This is a genomic window from Actinosynnema sp. CA-299493, assembly GCF_050946825.1.
Lineage (GTDB): Bacteria > Actinomycetota > Actinomycetes > Mycobacteriales > Pseudonocardiaceae > Actinosynnema.
Map to the genome: position 1 here is coordinate 9,212,869 of NZ_CP191993.1, position 13,752 is coordinate 9,226,620.

Genomic DNA, 13,752 nt, shown 5'->3' on the forward strand with positions numbered 1-13,752 from the left:
GTCAATGTTACCTACTCATCAGTAGACTTACTAGCGAGTAGGGAGTGTGATGTCCGCATGGATCGTTACCAGTCGTTCGCCAGGTCCGGCCTCGGGCGGTTCGTCGTGGGCAAGCTCGGTCTGCCCAACCCTCACCCGTTGCGCCGCCACTCGCCCGGCAAGCCCCCGTTGGACGGGCCCGTGCTGATCGGCGGTGGCGGCCGGCTGGCCGACGCCGTCCGCGCGGCGGTCGAGTCCGCCGGCCTCGACCTGGCGCCCGCCCCCGACGCCGCGGGCGGCGGTGCGGCGGACGGCGGGCGGTACGGCGCGCTGGTGTTCGACGCGTCCGGCATCGACTCGGTCGGGCGGCTGCGCGAGCTGCACGAGTTCTTCCAGCCGGTGATCCGGTCCCTCGGGCCGTGCGGCCGGGTGGTCGTCTTCGGCACGCCGCCCGAGCAGGCCGAGTCGCAGATCGCGCAGCGCGCGCTGGAAGGGTTCACGCGCAGCGTCGGCAAGGAGCTCAAGCGCGGCGGCACGGCCCAGTTGGTGTACGTCGAGCCCGGAGGGGAGACCGCGATCGAGTCGACCGCGCGGTTCCTGCTGTCGGGCCGCTCGGCGTACGTGTCCGGGCAGGTGGTGCGGATCGGACCGGCCGACATCGAGGCGCCGGCGGACCGGGACCGGCCGTTGGCCGGGAAGGTCGCGCTGGTCACGGGCGCGGCACGCGGTATCGGCGCGGCGATCACCGAGGTGCTGGGCCGTGACGGCGCGACGGTGGTGTGCCTGGACGTGCCCGCGCAGGGCGACGAGCTGTCCGCGGTGGCCAACCGGGTCGGCGGCACCACGCTCCAGCTCGACATCACCTCGCCGGACGCGCCCGCGCGGATCGTCGAGCACCTCGTGCAGCGGCACGGCGGCGTGGACGTCGTCGTGCACAACGCGGGCATCACGCGTGACCGCACGCTCGGGCGGATGGACGCGGACCGGTGGGACGCCGTGGTCGCGGTGAACCTGGCGTCGCAGGAACGGCTCAACGAAGCCCTGCTCGCCGTCGACGCGGTGCGGCCCGGCGGTCGGGTCGTCGGCGTGTCGTCCATCGCGGGCATCGCGGGCAACGTCGGCCAGACCAACTACGCCACCACCAAGGCGGGGGTGATCGGCATGGTCGACTCGCTGTCGCGCCGGGTCGCGGGCCGGGCCACGGTGAACGCGGTCGCGCCCGGCTTCATCGAGACCAGGATGACCGCCGCGGTGCCGTTGGTCATCCGCGAGGCCGGGCGGCGGATGAACAGCCTGTCGCAGGGCGGCCTGCCAGTGGACGTCGCCGAGACCATCGCGTGGTTCGCGCACCCCGGTTCGGCCGGGGTGACCGGCAACGTCGTGCGGGTGTGCGGCCAGAGCCTGCTGGGGGCGTGATGGCGAACCTGGCCCTGCTCTACGCCAAGGCCGCGCTGACCGGGTTCACCCGGCGCGGGGACGTGCTGCCGCGGTCCTCCGCGGACGTCGAGGTGACCGTCGACCCCGGGCGCCTGGCCCGGTACGCCGAGGTGTGCGGCTTCGGCGTGCGCGACGAGCTGCCGATCACGTACCCGCACGTGCTGGGGTTCGAGTCGCAGATCAGGCTGATGACCGGCCCCGGCTTCCCGTTCCCGCTGCCCGGCCTCGTGCACGTGGCCAACCGGATCAGGCAGCACCGGCCGCTGCGGGCCGCCGAGCCGCTGTCGTTGCACGTCGCGCTGGCCGACCTGCGGCCCCACGAGCGCGGACGGCAGTTCGACGTGGTGACCACCGTGTCGGTGGACGGCGAAGAGGTGTGGGTCGATGTGTCGACTTATCTCCGCAAGGAGGGCGGGGCGGCGAAGGAGCAGGCGCCACGAGCCGAACCTCCCGCGCCGACGGCCCGGTGGCGGCTGCCGGCCGACCTCGGGCGGCGGTACGCGGACGCGTCCGGCGACCGCAACCCCATTCACCTGCACCCGTTGACCGCCAAGGCGTTCGGCTTCCGCCGGGCCATCGCGCACGGGATGTGGTCGAAGGCGCGGTGCCTGGCCGCGCTCGAAGGCCGGCTACCCGACGCGTACGAGGTCGACGTGCGGTTCAAGGCGCCGATCCTGCTGCCGGGCTGGGTCGACTTCTCCACCGCGCCCACCGACGGCGGCCGGCGGTTCGCGCTGTGGTCGGACCGGCCGCACCTGGAAGGCGTGATCAGCGGCTGACGTTGTCGGCCAACGTGCGCAGGAGGGCGCGCAACCGCGCCGTGTCCTCCTCGCCCAGGTTCATCGCCTCGCCCATCGCGGGCGGCACGCCCTTGGCGCGCTCCCGCAGCTCGTCGCCCTCTTCGGTGAGCACGAGCCGGACCGAGCGCTCGTCGTCGGGACGGCGCTCGCGGCGGATCAGGCCCGCCGCCTCCAGCCGCTTGAGCAGCGGGGAGAGGGTGCCGTAGTCGAGCTGGAGCGCGGCGGCGACGTCCTTGACCGGCACCGGGCCGCGTTCCCACAGCACCAGCAGCACCAGGTACTGCGGGTAGGTGAGGCCGAGGTCGTCCAGCAGCGGCCGGTACCGCGCGGTGACCGCCCGCGAGGCCGCGTAGAGCGCGAAGCAGAGCTGGTCGTCCAGGTCCAGGCTGAAGTCCCGCATGTCCGTCCCTCCACTTGTGAGCGAGACCACGATACACCTGCGCCCATTTAGATTGTGCACGATGTAATCGCGAGCTATGTTTTTCTGGTCAGGTTCGACCGCACGACACCAAGGAGCCCGAGATGACCGTCCTGGAACCGGCCGCCGCCGAGTTCGCCGCCGCGACCGCCAACCCGCCGTACCTGTTCGACCTCGGCCCGGTCGAGGGTCGGCAGGCGGTGGACGGCGTGCAGGCCGGCGACATCGCCAAGCCCGAGGTGGACGAGGAGTGGGTGAGCGTCGGCGAGGTGCCCGTCCGGATCGTCCGACCGGCCGGCGCGACCGGCACGCTGCCCGTCGTCCTCTACGTCCACGGCGCCGGCTGGGTGTTCGGCAACGCGAAGACGCACGACCGGCTGGTGCGCGAACTGGCCGTCGGCGTGGGCGCGGCCGTGGTGTTCCCCGACTACAGCCTCTCGCCCGAGGCGCACTACCCCGTGGCGCTGGAGGAGAGCTACGCCGTCGCGCGGTGGATCGTCGCCGAGGGCTCCGCGCGCGGGCTCGACGCGTCGCGCCTGGCCGTGGCGGGCGACTCGGTCGGCGGGAACATGTCGGCGGCGCTGACGCTGCTGGCCAAGGAGCGCGGCGACGTGGCGTTCAAGCAGCAGGTGCTGTTCTACCCGGTGACCGACGCGTCGTTCGACACGCCGTCGTACCACGAGTTCGCCGAGGGCTACTTCCTGCGGCGCGATGCGATGCAGTGGTTCTGGGACCAGTACACGACGTCCGAGGCGCAGCGCGCGGAGATCACCGCGTCACCGCTGCGGGCCACCGCGGAGCAGCTCACCGGCCTGCCGCCGGCGTTGGTGATCACCGCCGAGGCCGACGTGCTGCGCGACGAGGGCGAGGCTTACGCGAACAAGCTGCGCGAGGCAGGCGTGCCGGTGACTGCGGTGCGCTACCAGGGCGTGATCCACGACTTCGTGATGCTGAACGCGCTGCGCGAGACCCACGCCGCCGAAGCCGCGATCGCGCAGGCCGTGGCCGTGCTCAAGAGCGCGTTGGCCTAACGCGGTGGCCTAGCGCGGTTGACCCGGCGCGTCGGCCTGGGCGTCCCCCTCCGGACCGGACCGCCGTGACGGCGGGTGCCACACGTCGCCCGCCACCAGGTCGCCGAACCCCATCCACACCAGGTTCATGAGCCGGGCGGCGACGACGCCGGCCGGCTCCTGGGGGTTGTCGAGCCACCAGTCGGCCAGCGACTCGCCCGCCCCGACCAGTGCCGCGGCCAGCGACTCGGCCTCCTTGTCGCCCGCTCGCGGCACGGTGGTGAAGTCCGACGAGTGCACCAGCAGCGCCGCCACCAGGCTGATCGCCCGGCCGCGCATGTCGGCCAGCTCCTCGGCGAACGGACCGCCCTGCGAGGACGCCTGCCGGTGCAGGACCTGCCAGCTCGCGCGGTTCTCGCCGACGAACCCGAAGAACGCCCGCAACCCGCTCCACAGCTGGACGTCCGGCGGCTCCCCGGCCTCCACGCCGGTCGCGATCGCCTCCATCATCCGCGTCGCCTCACGGCGGATGCAGGTGGCGAACAGCTCCTCCTTGGAACCCAGGTAGGCGTACAGCATCGGCTTGGAGATGCCCGCGACCTCGGAGATCTCGTCCATGGACGCGGCGTGGAAGCCCAAGCGCGAGAAGACGTCCACCGCGGCGTCCATGATCTGCCGCTCGCGCACCGCGCGCGGCAGTCTCTTGGCCCGACCCGAGCGGACCGGTTGCTCTGCGTGCATCGCACCCCCTGGATGGCTGGGGCAAGATTACTCCGAGGGCCTTGCCGCCTTACCTACTGGCCAGTAGGCTTACCTGCCAGTAGGTAGCGGAGGTGTCACATGACCATCGACCTCACCACCGAGGCGGTCGCGAAGCTCGGCCCGCAGGAGCTGATCTCGACGCTCAGGCAGGTCGATCCGGGCGACCCGGCGCTCAAGGACGTCGACATCGACGTCATCGCGCGGGGGATCGACCCGAAGAAGCTGGGCCGCGACGAGTTCGCCGACCTGCTCGACGCGCTGGGCGCGCTGGCCGACGGCGGGGCCGACCTCGACCTGGCCAAGATGGACCCGCAGAACTTCGCGCGGATCATCTCGCGGGCGTCCAAGGAGCAGATCGAGTCCGTCACGTCCCGGCCCGGCCTGCGCGAACGCGTGCTGGACGAGGTGTTCCGCCGCATGGAGGCGCACTTCCGCAGCGAACGCGCGGGCGCCACGCGCGCCGTCGTGCACTTCCGGCTGACCGGCGGCTTCGACGGCGACGACGTGTACGAGGCGATCATCGAGGACGCCGGGTGCACGATCAACAAGGAAGAGACCCGTGACCCCAGGGCCGTCGTGACGTTGGGACCGGTGGAGTTCCTGAAGCTCGCGACCGGCAACGCGTCGGCGCCGGTGCTGTTCATGACCGGCAAGCTGAAGGTCAAGGGCGACCTGGGCTTCGCGGCCGGGTTCATGAGCTTGTTCAACATTCCGAAGGCGTGAGGGGACCATGGGCGGTTTTTCGCTGGAGCTCAACGAGGACCAGGTCGACCTGCGCGAGTGGGTGCACGGCTTCGCGAAGGACGTGATCCGGCCCGCGGCGTCGGAGTGGGACGAGCGCGAGGAGACGCCGTGGCCGGTGATCCAGGAGGCGGCGAAGATCGGGCTGTACGGGTTCGAGTCGCTGGCCACCTGGTTCGCCGACCCCATCGGCCTGTCGCTGCCGATCGCGACCGAGGAGCTGTTCTGGGGTGACGCCGGCATCGCGCTGGCGTTGATGGGCACCGGGTTGGCGGCGGCGGGGATCTTCGCGTCCGGCGCGCCCGAGCAGCTGGCCGAGTGGGTGCCCGAGTGCTTCGGCACCGAGGACGACCCGAAGCTGGCGGCGTTCTGCGCGTCCGAGCCGCAGGCGGGCTCCGACGTGGCGGGCTACCGGACGCGGGCCGTGTACGACGAGGCCACCGACGAGTGGGTGCTCAACGGGCAGAAGGCGTGGGCGACCAACGGCGGCATCGCCAACGTGCACGTCGTGACGGCGGTCGTCGATCCCGCCCTGGGCGCCCGCGGCCAGGCCGGCTTCGTCGTGCCGCCGGGGACGCGCGGGCTGTCGTCGCCGGGGAAGATCCGGAAGCACGGGATGCGGGCGTCGCACACCGCGGACGTGTTCCTGGACGACGTGCGCGTGCCCGGCCGGTGCCTGCTGGGCGGCAAGGAGAAGCTGGACGCCAGGCTGGCCCGCGCCCGTGAGGGGCAGAAGGCCGGTGGGCAGGCGGCGATGGCGACGTTCGAGACGACCCGACCGACCGTCGGCGCGATGGCGGTGGGCGTCGCGCGTGCGGCGTACGAGTACTCGCTGGAGTACGCGAAGGACCGTTCGGCGTTCGGCCGCAAGATCATCGAGAACCAGTCCATCGCGTTCGACCTGGCGAACATGAAGATGGAGATCGACGCCGCCCGCCTGCTGGTCTGGCGTGCCGCCTGGATGGGCCGCAACAACGTCCCGTTCACCGCGGGCGAGGGTTCGATGTCCAAGCTCAAGGCGGGCGAGGTCTCGGTGTGGGCGACGGAGCGCGCGATCCACATCCTGGGCGGGGCCGGTTACACGCGCGAGCACCCGGTGGAGCGGATGCACCGCGACGCGAAGATCTTCACCATCTTCGAGGGGACGTCGGAGATCCAGCGGTTGGTGGTGGCCAGGGCCATTTCGGGGATGTACATCAAGTGAGTTGATCTCCCCAGGTTCGCCTGGGTCGGGGCGGGGTCTTCAGGACGCGGGAGACCCCGTCCGCTGCTTTTCGGGCACGTTCGTGGCTGGAAAGAATTGGTCGACGTTGCACACCGACGTGATCGTGCTGGGTTCCAGCGCGCCGCCGGGTACGTGGCGCCCGAGTGGTCCGATCCGGGCAAGCCGCAGCAATGTCACCTGGACGTGGGGTGAAGGACCTCGGGGTGGCCAAGGCCGAGGTCCTCCGGTTGGGCGGGACGTTGTCGGACGACTCCCACGACGTCTGGTGGGTGTTCGCCGATCCCGCCGGGCACCCGTTCTGCCTGGTGCGGGACTGACGGTCAGCGGCCGGCTTCGGCCAGCCACGCCCGTTCGGCGGTGGTGTCGGGGACCTGCGTCTCCCAGCCGTTGACCGTGGCGATCAGCTGCCAGTAGCGCTCGGCCCTCGGATCGCCGAACTCCTCCAGGCGACGGGACAGCTCCGGGCCGACCGGGAGGTCCAGGGCGGACGCCCACCGGTCGTTGATCCGGGCGACGATCTCCGCCGCCTCCGGCGAACGCGGGTCGATGCCGGCGTCCACCGCTTCACGCGCCCGGGTGAACGCGTGCTGGAACGCCTCCATCTGCGCCTGCGAGTACGGCGCCAGGTCCGCGCCCTCCGCCCGCATCTCCTGGTGCCGCTGCGACATCCTCCTGATCGACGCCCGGAAGTCCGGGTCACGCACCAGGTTCACCAGCTCGATCCACGCCTCCAGCTGCTCCGGCGACGGGTCGTCCGGCAGGTCTACCCGGACCGACCTCATGCGCTCCAGGAACGCCTGGTCCATGTCGAACCCGCCGAACACCTCGTCGAAGAAGTCGTCCAGGATCGCCTGGCGCTCTTCCGCCGACAGCCGCGCGAACTCGTGCACCATCTCCACCTCCCCGTTCCGAGCCACGACCCGCAGCACGGCCCGGCGCAACCGGAGCGTGCGCATCTGCGCGTCGATGGCTTCCGCGTGCGTCCGGGCCACCTCGGCCACGGACACCTCCCGCGCCAGGACCCGTTGCGTGGTGGGCAGGTCGACGCCCAGTTCACGCAGGGTCCGCACGAGCTTCAGCCGCGCCAGCCCGTCGACGTCGTAGGTGCGGAACCCGCCCGCCGTGCGCCCCGCGACGGGGATCACGCCGGAGTCGGAGTAGAACCGGATCGTCCGCGTGGACAGCCCGGTCAACCGCGCCAGTTCGCCGATCGAGTAGTGCGTCACGGGGACCACCTTGAACCTTCCAGTCACTGGAACCTCAAGCTCTTTATCGGCCGGGCCCCGCATCCGGGCTGTCACGTCGACGGGCACGCGGTGCACCACCGCCGACCATATCGTTGACAGAGGTCTCCCCGCGTCCGCTGGCTTTGGAGCAAGGGAGACAATTCATCCGGACAATATGACGGCAGCGCACCCGTCGAGTTGAACCGTCATATCTCCGTGGCATCCGACGACATATCGAGGGTAGCTCGCGCTGAAGAACGCATTGCGTTTCCCGGGATTGCTCGCCCTCATGCTCACCGCGTTGATCCCGACCGGCGCGGCGGGTGCTTCGGCGGCGGAGGAGGCCGCCACCGACACCGTCTACCAGTGCGCACGGTCGGCACCACCGGTCAGGCGCCGGCGCTGGAGGCCGTGACGGGGACGATCATCCCCTGACGCTCCGCTGAACCGGCGGGCGAAGCCGGGGGATGGACGACACCGACGACGGCGCGGCGGGTGGGGATCCGAGTGAATCCCCACCCGCCGCGCCGTCGTCCGGTCATCGTCAGCACGTCACCGTCAGTAGGTCATCGCCACGCCGGGGTCGGCGAGCAGCGCGCCCACGTCGGCCAGGAACTGCGAGCCCTGCTGGCCGTCGACCACGCGGTGGTCGAAGCTGAGGGCCAGTTGGCACACCTTGCGCGGGACGACTTGGCCGTCCACCACCCACGGCATGTCGCGGATCGCGCCGAAGGCCAGGATCGCCGACTCGCCCGGGTTGATGATGGGGGTGCCCGTGTCGACGCCGAAGACGCCGACGTTGGTGATGGTGATCGTGCCGCCCATCATGTCCGCGGGCGTCGTCTTGCCGTCGCGGGCGGTCGTGGCCAGGTTTTCCAGGGCCACGGCCAGCTCGCGCAGCGACATGCGGTCGGCGTCGCGGACCTTCGGCACCACGAGACCGCGCGGCGTCGCGGCGGCGATGCCCAGGTGCACGTAGTCCTTGTAGACGATCTCCTGCGCCGCCTCGTCCCACGTCGCGTTGACGTCGGGCGTGCGGCGGGCGGCCAGCACTACCGCCTTGGCGGCGAACGCCAGCGGCGTGAGCTTGACGTCGCGGAACTGCGGCGCGTTCTTCAGCCGCGCCCGCAGCTCCATCATCGGCGTCACGTCGATGGTCAGGAACTCCGTGACGTGCGGAGCGGTGAACGCGCTGTCCACCATCGCCTGCGCGGTCGCCCTGCGGACGCCCTTGATCGGCACGCGCCGTTCCCGCGACCCGGTGTCGGCGAGAGCCGGGGCCGGGGTCGGGGCCGCCACGGCCTGCTCGACGTCCTCCCGCGTGATCACGCCACCCGGGCCGGAGCCCGACAGCGCGTACAGGTCGACGCCCAGGTCCTTGGCCAGCTTGCGCACCGGCGGCTTGGCCAGCGGCACGTAGCCACCACGCGGAGCCGCCGGTTCCGCGACCGCCGGAGTGGCCACCGGAGCGGGAACGGGGGCGGGCGCGGGGGTGACAGGAGCCGGAGCGGCGGCGACGGGAGCCGGGGCGTCCTTGCGCGCACGGCGCTTCGCCGCACCGGCCCGCGGGCCGTAGCCCACGAGCGTGGCGATCCGGCCGCCCGGCATCTCCTCGCCGATCTTGCCGTTCGACGCCGACGTCGACGCGGGTGCGGACGCGGGTGTCGGCGCGGGCGCCGAGCCGGACGGGTCCACGTCGATCGTGATGATCGGGACGCCGACCTCGACCGTCTGGCCGACCTCGGCCAGCAACTCGGTCACCACGCCGTCCCACGGGCACGGCAGCTCGACGGCCGCCTTGGCGGTCTCGATCTCCAGGATGATCTGGTTGACCTTCACCGCGTCACCCGGCTTCACGTGCCAGGTGAGGATCTCGGCCTCGGTCAGCCCCTCCGCCGTGTCGGGCATGGGGAACTGCTTGAACTGCGGCACAGCTATCCCCTTACCAGGCCAGCGAGCGGTCGACGGCGTGCAGCACCCGGTCGAGGTCGGGGAGGAACTCCTCCTCCAACTTCGACGGCGGGTACGGGGTGTCGAACCCGGTCACCCGCAGCACGGGGGCCTGCAGGGAGTAGAAGCACTCCTGCTGCACCTTGGCCGCGATCTCGCTGGAGATGGACGACTCGCTCGGCGCCTCGGTCACCACGACCAGCCGGCCGGTGCGCCGCACCGACTCGTACACCGGCGCGAGGTCGAGCGGCGACAACGAGCGCAGGTCGACGACCTCCAGCGAACGCCCCTCCTCCTCGGCCGCCGCCGCGGCTTCCAACGACGTGCGCACCATCGGCCCGTACGTCACCAGGGTGACGTCCGAGCCGGTGCGCAGCGTGCGCGAGGCGAACAGCGGTCCGGGCGCGACGGTCGTGTCGACCTCGCCCTTCTCGTAGTAGCGCCGCTTGGGCTCGAAGAACAGCACCGGGTCGTCGCAGTCGATCGCCTGCTGGATCATCCAGTAGGCGTCGGCCGGGTTCGAGCACGCGACGACCTTGAGGCCGGCGGTGTGCGCGAAGTACGACTCGGGCGACTCGGAGTGGTGCTCGACCGCGCCGATGCCGCCGCCGAACGGCACCCGGATCACCATGGGCACCTTGAGCCGGCCCTGGGTGCGGAAGTGCAGCTTGGCGACCTGCGACACGATCTGGTCGAAGCCGGGGAAGATGAACCCGTCGAACTGGATCTCGCACACCGGCCGGTAGCCGCGGATCGCGAGGCCCACGGCGGTGCCGATGATGCCGGACTCGGCCAGCGGGGTGTCCAGCACGCGCTGCTCGCCGAAGTCCTTCTGCAGGCCGTCGGTGATCCGGAAGACGCCGCCGAGCTTGCCGACGTCCTCACCCATCACGATGACCTTGGGGTTGGCCTCCATCGACGCGCGCAGGCCGTTGTTCAACGCCTTCGCGATGGTCAGCGTCTGCACCGCGGGCACGCCCGTGGCGTCGGTGGCGGGTCGGTCCATGGTCGGAGCGGCCATCAGTGCTCACCTCCCGCGAACCCGGCGTGGTAGGCCAGGAACTCGTCGCGTTGCGCCTCCAGGGCGTGGTTGCCCTCGGCGTAGACCTCGCTGAAGATCCGACCCGCGGGCGGGTCGGGCAGGGTGACGCAGTACTCGCGCAGTTCGACCGCGATCCGCTCGGCCTCGGCCTCGATGGACTCGAAGAACGCCTGGTCGGCCCACTGCTGCTTGACCAGGTGCACCTTGACCCGCTCGATCGGGTCCTTCAGCTTCCACAGCTCCAGCTCGTCGGACAGCCGGTAGCGCGACGGGTCGTCGGAGGTGGTGTGCGCGTCCATCCGGTAGGTGAACGCCTCGATCAGGATCGGGCCGTTGCCCTGGCGGCACTCCTCCAGCGCCCAGCGGGTGACCGCGAGGGTGGCCAGCACGTCGTTGCCGTCGACTCGGATGCCGGGGAAGCCGTAGCCGCGCGCCCGCTGGTAGAGCGGCAGGCGGGACTGGCGCTCGGTCGGCTCGGAGATGGCCCACTGGTTGTTCTGGCAGAAGAACACCAGCGGCGCGTCGTAGACGGCGGCCCACACGAAGCCCTCGTGCACGTCGCCCTGGCTGGTCGCGCCGTCGCCGAAGAAGCAGATGGTGGCCTCGCCGTCGGCGTCGCCCACCTTGCCGTCGAACTTCTGGCCCATGGCGTAGCCGGTGGCGTTGAGCACCTGGTTGCCGATGACGATCGTGTACGGGTGGAACCGGGTCTCGACCGGGTCCCACGTGCCGTTGTCGGTGCCCCGGAAGATGCCGAGCAGGTCGGTCGGCTTGACCCCGCGCGTCCACGCGATGCCGTGCTCGCGGTAGCTGGGGAACGCCATGTCCTCCGGCCGCATCGCCCGGCCCGCGCCGATCTGCGCGGCCTCCTGGCCGAGCAGCGGCACCCAGATGCCCAGCTCGCCCTTGCGCTGCAGCGCGTTGGCCTCGCGGTCGACCCGGCGGACCAGGACCATGTCGCGGTACAGCCCGCGCAGCTCCTCGGCCGTGATGTCGATGTCGAAATCCGGGTGCTGGACGCGCTCGCCCTCGGGGGTGAGCAGCTGCACCAGGTCGGCGCCGCCCTCGTCTGTCGCTCGCAAGCCTGCGATCACCTGTTCCGCTGTCGGTGTGGCAGCAGTGGCCGGAGCGGCATCCGGCCCTGGGTGCGTCCATTCTTCGGGGGACGACATGCGCCTTGTCTCCTCGTCTACGAGACCGCCCGGTCGCTTGTGGCGACCCTCGCGGCTGCACCGCCAGTCGCCGTCGCCCCCTGGGTGTCGGGGGTCGGGCAACCGTCGGCGCTGACGGTGTTCTCATCCACATCCTGACATGGCGTCACCCGAGATGGTGAGCCCCATCCCAGTTCGTGACTTCTCGTGCAGGGTTCTGACGTGCGGTAACGGTTGGACGGCCAATCTTCGGCAGTCCGAGTAGAGCGTCCGACTACCGAACGTCCGCGTCCCGGTTACCGTTCGTTAACCACTGTCCGCGGGGCCTCGGACACGCCGGTTCGACCGAACGGCCCACGTCGGCACGCTCGCGTTGGATGGACTACCGACCATCGGCCGGACAGAGCATTTCCACCACGCGAAACTTGCGCGTGCCGCGTTCCCGAAGGCCCGGGTCCGCGACGCCGTGACAGGATCGGGGCGTGGACCGTTCAGCGCTGACCCGTACCGTTCGCGGGCTCTGGGACGACGACATCCTCCCGAGCCTGTCCGCCTTGGTCGCGGTGCCCGCGATCTCCCCGGCCTTCGACCCCGCGTGGGCCTCGCACGGCCACTTGGCCGCCGCGGTGGAGCACGTGCGCGGCTGGCTCGCCGACCGCGACCTGCCCGGCGCGGCGGTCGAGGTCGTCCAGCTGCCCGACCGCACGCCCGTGCTGCTGGTCGACGTGCCCGGCACCGCGCCGACGTCCGACACGGTGCTGCTCTACGGCCACCTGGACAAGCAGCCGCCGGTCGGCGGCTGGGGCGAGGGGCTCGGGCCGTGGACGCCGGTCGTGCGCGACGGGCGGCTCTACGGTCGCGGCGCGGCGGACGACGGCTACTCGGGCTACGCGGCCATCGCCGCGATCGAGGGCGTCCGGCGGTCCGGCGGCACGCACTCGCGGTGCGTCGTGCTGCTGGAGACCGGCGAGGAGTCCGGCAGCCCGGACCTGCCCGCCTACCTGGAGCACCTCAAGCCGCGGCTCGGCGACGTGTCGCTGGTGGTGTGCCTGGACTCGGGCGGCAACGACTACGACCGGATGTGGCTGACCACGTCGTTGCGCGGGTTGGCGCAGGTCACGCTGACCGTGCGGGTGCTGGAGAGCGGACTGCACTCCGGCATGGCGAGCGGGATCGTGCCGTCGTCGTTCCGGATCGCCCGGCAGCTGGTCGACCGGCTGGAGGACTCCGCGACCGGCGAGGTGCTGGTGCGCGAGATGCACGTCGACATCCCGCCCAACCGGGTGGACGAGGTGCGCGACGCGGTGGCCAGCGTGCCCGGCGTGCTGGTCGGCAGCGTGCCGTGGGCGGCGGGGACGCAGCCGATGGGCACCGACGAGGTCGAGCTGGCGCTGAACTCCGGCTGGCGGCCCACGCTGTCGGTCACCGGCGCGTCCGGGCTGCCCGAGCCGGACGACGCGGGCAACGTGCTGCGGCCGTTCACCACCCTGGTGCTGAGCTTCCGGCTGCCGCCGACGGCCGACTCCGCGGCGTCGGTCGAGGCGGTCCGTCGGACGTTGACGACCGACGTGCCGTACGGGGCGGTGGTGGAGCTGACGCGGGTGGAGCACGCGGACGGGTGGAACGCGCCCGAGCTCGCGCCGTGGCTGCGCGAGTCGTTGGACCGGGTCGGCGCGGAGGTGTTCGACGCGCCGTGGCGGACGGTGGCGCTCGGCGGCTCGATCCCGTTCATGGGGCTGCTGCACGAGGCGTACCCGCGGGCGCAGTTCCTGGTCACCGGCGCGGTCGGGCCGGACTCCAACTGCCACGTGCCCGACGAGTGGCTGCACCTGGCGCAGGCCGCCCGGATCACCGAGGCGGTGGCCGTGGTGCTGGACGCGCACGCGCGGCGTTAGCGGCGCCGTCCCCGGGTGTCCACGGAGCGTGACGACGACACCGCCTGACGGGGACGGCAAACACCGGTCAGGACCGTGACCTAACTCGCGGGTAACCGGTTTACTGAACCGATGCC

13 protein-coding genes are annotated in these 13,752 nt (G+C 71.4%); 7 read left to right on the plus strand and 6 right to left on the minus strand.

Going from position 1 to position 13,752, the window contains the following annotated elements; genetic code table 11:
* The first annotated feature begins 57 nt into the window (after positions 1-57).
* Together ACQPYE_RS40035 and ACQPYE_RS40040 are read left to right on the plus strand one after the other, a co-directional pair.
* Positions 58-1,395, plus strand: a complete 1,338-nt coding sequence (locus tag ACQPYE_RS40035) for a 3-oxoacyl-ACP reductase (RefSeq protein WP_498718306.1) — start codon at positions 58-60, stop codon at positions 1,393-1,395.
* Positions 1,395-2,195, plus strand: coding sequence for a MaoC/PaaZ C-terminal domain-containing protein (locus ACQPYE_RS40040; protein WP_498718307.1), 801 nt, complete (start codon positions 1,395-1,397; stop codon positions 2,193-2,195). The genes ACQPYE_RS40035 and ACQPYE_RS40040 overlap by 1 nt, the downstream gene beginning before the upstream one ends.
* On the opposite strand, the gene ACQPYE_RS40045 is transcribed toward ACQPYE_RS40040, so the two are convergent.
* Entirely contained in the window at positions 2,185-2,616 is a 432-nt protein-coding gene (locus ACQPYE_RS40045) for a MarR family winged helix-turn-helix transcriptional regulator (RefSeq protein WP_498718308.1), read from the minus strand. The two genes, ACQPYE_RS40040 and ACQPYE_RS40045, sit on opposite strands and share 11 nt — an antisense overlap.
* A gap of 122 nt (positions 2,617-2,738) precedes the next feature.
* Here ACQPYE_RS40045 and ACQPYE_RS40050 point away from each other — a divergent pair, with 122 nt between their 5' ends.
* Positions 2,739-3,665, plus strand: a complete 927-nt coding sequence (locus tag ACQPYE_RS40050) for an alpha/beta hydrolase (RefSeq protein WP_498718309.1) — start codon at positions 2,739-2,741, stop codon at positions 3,663-3,665.
* 9 nt (positions 3,666-3,674) lie between these two features.
* Here ACQPYE_RS40050 and ACQPYE_RS40055 read toward each other — a convergent pair whose 3' ends face one another.
* Positions 3,675-4,385, minus strand: a complete 711-nt coding sequence (locus ACQPYE_RS40055) for a TetR/AcrR family transcriptional regulator (protein WP_498718310.1) — start codon at positions 4,383-4,385, stop codon at positions 3,675-3,677.
* 99 nt (positions 4,386-4,484) lie between these two features.
* Here ACQPYE_RS40055 and ACQPYE_RS40060 point away from each other — a divergent pair, with 99 nt between their 5' ends.
* The 3 genes from ACQPYE_RS40060 to ACQPYE_RS40070 all read left to right on the plus strand — a co-directional run bounded on the left by ACQPYE_RS40060 (position 4,485) and on the right by ACQPYE_RS40070 (position 6,689).
* Positions 4,485-5,129: an SCP2 sterol-binding domain-containing protein gene (locus ACQPYE_RS40060; protein ID WP_498718311.1), complete on the plus strand. Its 645-nt coding sequence runs from the start codon at positions 4,485-4,487 to the stop codon at positions 5,127-5,129.
* Between the two features lie 7 nt (positions 5,130-5,136).
* Complete coding sequence (locus ACQPYE_RS40065; RefSeq protein ID WP_498718312.1) at positions 5,137-6,351, plus strand: acyl-CoA dehydrogenase family protein; 1,215 nt, start codon at positions 5,137-5,139, stop codon at positions 6,349-6,351.
* A 209-nt stretch (positions 6,352-6,560) separates the two neighbouring features.
* The gene (locus ACQPYE_RS40070) at positions 6,561-6,689 is read left to right on the plus strand and encodes a VOC family protein (RefSeq protein ID WP_498718313.1); all 129 of its coding nucleotides are present in this window, start codon (positions 6,561-6,563) and stop codon (positions 6,687-6,689) included.
* A 3-nt stretch (positions 6,690-6,692) separates the two neighbouring features.
* Here ACQPYE_RS40070 and ACQPYE_RS40075 read toward each other — a convergent pair whose 3' ends face one another.
* From ACQPYE_RS40075 to pdhA, 4 genes are all read right to left on the minus strand, one after another.
* A complete protein-coding gene (locus ACQPYE_RS40075) occupies positions 6,693-7,598 on the minus strand; it encodes a helix-turn-helix domain-containing protein (RefSeq protein ID WP_498718314.1) in 906 nt (301 codons plus the stop codon).
* Between the two features lie 558 nt (positions 7,599-8,156).
* Positions 8,157-9,530: a dihydrolipoamide acetyltransferase family protein gene (locus ACQPYE_RS40080; RefSeq protein ID WP_498718315.1), complete on the minus strand. Its 1,374-nt coding sequence runs from the start codon at positions 9,528-9,530 to the stop codon at positions 8,157-8,159.
* A 10-nt stretch (positions 9,531-9,540) separates the two neighbouring features.
* The gene (locus ACQPYE_RS40085) at positions 9,541-10,569 is read right to left on the minus strand and encodes an alpha-ketoacid dehydrogenase subunit beta (protein ID WP_498718316.1); all 1,029 of its coding nucleotides are present in this window, start codon (positions 10,567-10,569) and stop codon (positions 9,541-9,543) included.
* Positions 10,569-11,762, minus strand: coding sequence for a pyruvate dehydrogenase (acetyl-transferring) E1 component subunit alpha (gene pdhA / locus ACQPYE_RS40090; protein ID WP_498718317.1), 1,194 nt, complete (start codon positions 11,760-11,762; stop codon positions 10,569-10,571). The genes ACQPYE_RS40085 and pdhA overlap by 1 nt, the downstream gene beginning before the upstream one ends.
* Positions 11,763-12,223: 461 nt before the next feature.
* Between pdhA and ACQPYE_RS40095 the strand changes: the two genes are divergently transcribed.
* Positions 12,224-13,636: a M20/M25/M40 family metallo-hydrolase gene (locus ACQPYE_RS40095; RefSeq protein ID WP_498718318.1), complete on the plus strand. Its 1,413-nt coding sequence runs from the start codon at positions 12,224-12,226 to the stop codon at positions 13,634-13,636.
* Positions 13,637-13,752: the final 116 nt, after the last annotated feature.

Coding starts and splice junctions, on each gene's coding strand:
- ACQPYE_RS40035 (WP_498718306.1), top strand. CDS start 58: ATGGATCGTTACCAGTCGTTCGCCAGGTCCGGCCTCGGGCGGTTCGTC.
- ACQPYE_RS40040 (WP_498718307.1), top strand. CDS start 1,395: ATGGCGAACCTGGCCCTGCTCTACGCCAAGGCCGCGCTGACCGGGTTC.
- ACQPYE_RS40045 (WP_498718308.1), bottom strand. CDS start 2,616: ATGCGGGACTTCAGCCTGGACCTGGACGACCAGCTCTGCTTCGCGCTC.
- ACQPYE_RS40050 (WP_498718309.1), top strand. CDS start 2,739: ATGACCGTCCTGGAACCGGCCGCCGCCGAGTTCGCCGCCGCGACCGCC.
- ACQPYE_RS40055 (WP_498718310.1), bottom strand. CDS start 4,385: ATGCACGCAGAGCAACCGGTCCGCTCGGGTCGGGCCAAGAGACTGCCG.
- ACQPYE_RS40060 (WP_498718311.1), top strand. CDS start 4,485: ATGACCATCGACCTCACCACCGAGGCGGTCGCGAAGCTCGGCCCGCAG.
- ACQPYE_RS40065 (WP_498718312.1), top strand. CDS start 5,137: ATGGGCGGTTTTTCGCTGGAGCTCAACGAGGACCAGGTCGACCTGCGC.
- ACQPYE_RS40085 (WP_498718316.1), bottom strand. CDS start 10,569: ATGGCCGCTCCGACCATGGACCGACCCGCCACCGACGCCACGGGCGTG.
- pdhA (WP_498718317.1), bottom strand. CDS start 11,762: ATGTCGTCCCCCGAAGAATGGACGCACCCAGGGCCGGATGCCGCTCCG.